We start from the raw sequence: 3,260 nt of genomic DNA, 5'->3' as shown, positions 1-3,260 counted from the left end.
GTGTGTGCTCACTTAAAATTTAACGTTGGCGCTTTGTTTTGTTCAGTTTTCAAAGAGCAATTTCCACAATCGTTCTTTCGAACGGCTGTTTATTCATCATAACATCTTATTGATTAGTTGTCAACTTCTACGAAGTTTTTAACTTATTTTAAATCGCTGTGTTTTTCAGCGACCATTTCATCTTATCATTTTCATAGTAAGAAGTCAATAGTTATTATTTCTTTCAGCAACCTGCCAAAAGCGATGAAGTTTTTGGCATGTCTTAGTTGGTGCTTATTTATATTAATCCCATTTCACTTTAAAGTCAATGCTTTTTCTCCATTTCTTATATTTATATATTACCGGTGATTAGCATCTTCAGTTTATCAACAATTCCAAGACAGCACTTATATAATAGAAAGACGAAAATGACCTGATAATTATCTTTATATCCTTTTGATGCTTCTTAATAATAGTGAAGTTTTGGAACATAACCAAGTTGACTTCATAATTTTCATTATGCTATTATATAACCAAGTAAAATAATCGGAATAGTTAATTTTATTAAAACCTTCTATTAACAAAACTTAGCTAAATCAAAGGAGATGGGAATATGACAGCAGCAATGGTAATACCAGGTGCGGAATCTTTTTTCTTACCCGGCAATTCTATCGGCATCCTTATTTGCCATGGTTTTAACGGAACGCCACAAAGCGTAAGGTATTTAGGTGAAAAATTTGCCGCCAAAGGCTTTACTGTCTTCGCTCCTCGACTGGCAGGCCACGGAACGGATGAATATGAAATGGAAACAAGTCATTATCAGGAATGGATACAAGATGTTGAAATGGCTTATGCAAAATTAAAGCGAACCTGCACCCATGTTTTCGCCATCGGACAATCAATGGGAGGCGCCCTTGTTCTCGATTTAGCGACAAAATTGGCTTGTGATGGAATTCTTACTATCAACGCCGCTCTCCAAGTTCCTGAATATGAAAGATATCGTAACCAATCGGTTCCACGCTTCATTCCCGAAGGCAAGCCTGACATAAAAGACGATATACCTAAAGAAATCACATATGACCAAGTTCCGTCAAAAGCGATTAATCAATTGCTTGATATAATGGAACATACCAGCCAAAAACTAATAGACGTTTCGTGCCCGATTCTTATCTTCCATTCACCAGAAGACCACGTTGTACCGGACTCGTGTTCCTATCRGATTTACGATACTGTCATGTCCGGTGATAAAGAGATGGTGCGCCTTGAAAATTCATATCATGTGGCGTCGTTGGATCATGACAAAGATCATATCATTGAACATTCCTATCAGTTCATTCAAAGGTTAAGTAAAAGGGAAATAATCGCTTCTTAAAACTCCTTTCTCCATAAATCAGGTTTACCCATACACTTCATGGGTAAATACAGTATATAAAGAAAAAGGAGGTAACATAATGAGCGGTTTATCAGACAAAGTAAAGAGTGCTGTAAATAAAGTTAAAGGTGAAACGAAAGACCAAGTCGGAAACGCGAAAAATGATCCTCACTTACAAGCAGAAGGTAAAGCCGATAAATTAAAAGGCAATCTCCAAGATGGCATTAGTAAATTGAAAAATGACCGTTAATTGCAAATAGCCGAATACAGGAATCACTCTCTTAACGAACATTCTCATTTCATTATAAAAGTGACCCCCCCCTTTTATAGAGAAGAGGCGGCAGATGATCTRCCGCCTCTTCCTTCTTCAATTCGCTTGAATAACCACAACACACATATCATCAGGCTGATCTTGCTGCATTTCAGGTGACATCAAAAAATCGATAGGGGGAGATTCTTTACAATCAAACCATCTTGTCGAGACCGCTTCTTTTATTTGGTCGAGCCCTTCCGTCCCTTCTCGATCTATTGCTTCCATGACTCCATCCGTAAATAGCATAAGCTGAATCTTCTCTTCATAATGAATGACGGATTTCTCTATTTTCATCTCGGTGAAGAAACCAACAGGACATGTCCCTTTTGAAAGGGAGACCACTTTTCCATCGTCCATTAAAGCAAATCCAGGAGGATGTCCGGCATTTACATATTCCACTGTCTTTTGCTCTGTATCAATGATCATATAAATAGCGGTAAAATAATAATGCACTGGATTATCATCTTTATTAAGGGTACTCATCCAGCGATTCATTTCATTTATTACTGACACTGGGTCCGAATGGGTCCTGATGGCATCCCTCAATACGGAGGATATGAACATACACACAAGCGAGGCGGATATGCCATGCCCCATCATATCCAACAGGATGATCCCATACCGATTTTCAKCAATGCGGTGCCAATAGTACATATCCCCTGCTAATTTATTCGCAGGTAAGTATGATGCCCTTATAGTTAAGTGGTCATTTATAATGGGTTCACTTAATAAGCTGCTTTGAACCTGCATGGAAAGATCCAATTCATTGCGTATTTTTTCATCCTGCATTTTATGCCAATCTTTTTCATATTTAAGTCTTAACCCCACGCGAATCCTCGCAAGTAAATCTATTTTATTGATGGGCTTCATTATATAATCAATTCCGCCAACATCAAGTGCCTCGGCCACCTTGTTTGAATCTTCAAGGGCGGTCACAAAAATGACGGGAATATCTCTAAGGTGAGGAATACTTTGAAGTCTCCTRCACGCCTCTATCCCATCGATCTCCGGCATCATGATATCAAGCAGAATGATATCAACTGAAGTCTCTTTAGGTTGCGGACTATCCACCTGTAAATATTCAAACATCTCAACAGCTGAAGTTAATGATAGAAAATCCGTATAGCCAGCTCGTTTTAGAATTTTCTCTATAACGAAAAGGTTAACCTGGTTATCATCTACGATTAAAATCGTCATTCTTTCATTCCCCTTTTGGCTTATATCGAGCGGCAACATTTATCTTTTTTATATGGAACAGTACTTATATAAAGCTCCCTTAACAGGGATTTTTCCATTATATTATAACGAAGTTCAGTCTCTTTTAATAATAATAAACTGCAGTCGAGATTTTGCATGGAGACCAACTCATTATATATACCCCTTCTTATGATGCCTTAAACATAGTGAAGCAAAAAAAATGAAAAATAATTTAATCAAAAAAGAAAGAGTCCGCATAAATGCGAACTCTCAGACTGTAGACAAACTCGATGAAAATCGAGTTTGTCTATTTTTTATGGCTTGTACAATTTGGACGTTGATTTCCACTCTAGGCACTCGCTTTCCGCGGGCGGTCGGGGAGCCTCCTCGGCTTTCGCC

The 3,260-nt window shown here is 38.1% G+C and carries 3 protein-coding genes; 2 read left to right on the top strand and 1 reads right to left on the bottom strand.

From position 1 onward, the window contains the following. Positions 1-592: 592 nt before the first annotated feature. Both AC1DVB_RS26200 and AC1DVB_RS26195 read left to right on the top strand, forming a co-directional pair. On the top strand, positions 593-1,351 hold the full coding sequence (locus tag AC1DVB_RS26200) for an alpha/beta hydrolase (RefSeq protein ID WP_477591712.1): 759 nt from the start codon (positions 593-595) through the stop codon (positions 1,349-1,351). A 79-nt stretch (positions 1,352-1,430) separates the two neighbouring features. Beyond that, positions 1,431-1,601 carry a CsbD family protein gene (locus AC1DVB_RS26195; protein WP_065310846.1) on the top strand — a complete coding sequence of 57 codons (171 nt, stop codon included), beginning with the start codon at positions 1,431-1,433 and terminating at the stop codon, positions 1,599-1,601. 117 nt (positions 1,602-1,718) lie between these two features. Here the strand turns inward: AC1DVB_RS26195 and AC1DVB_RS26190 are convergent, their stop codons facing one another. After that, a complete protein-coding gene (locus AC1DVB_RS26190) occupies positions 1,719-2,861 on the bottom strand; it encodes a PP2C family protein-serine/threonine phosphatase (protein ID WP_477591710.1) in 1,143 nt (380 codons plus the stop codon). Positions 2,862-3,260 lie beyond the last annotated feature (399 nt).

Source organism: Peribacillus sp. P4_D6 (genome assembly GCF_056401795.1).
The sequence above is the reverse complement of the archived record's forward strand: the minus strand, read 5'-3'. Positions and strand labels throughout refer to the sequence as shown.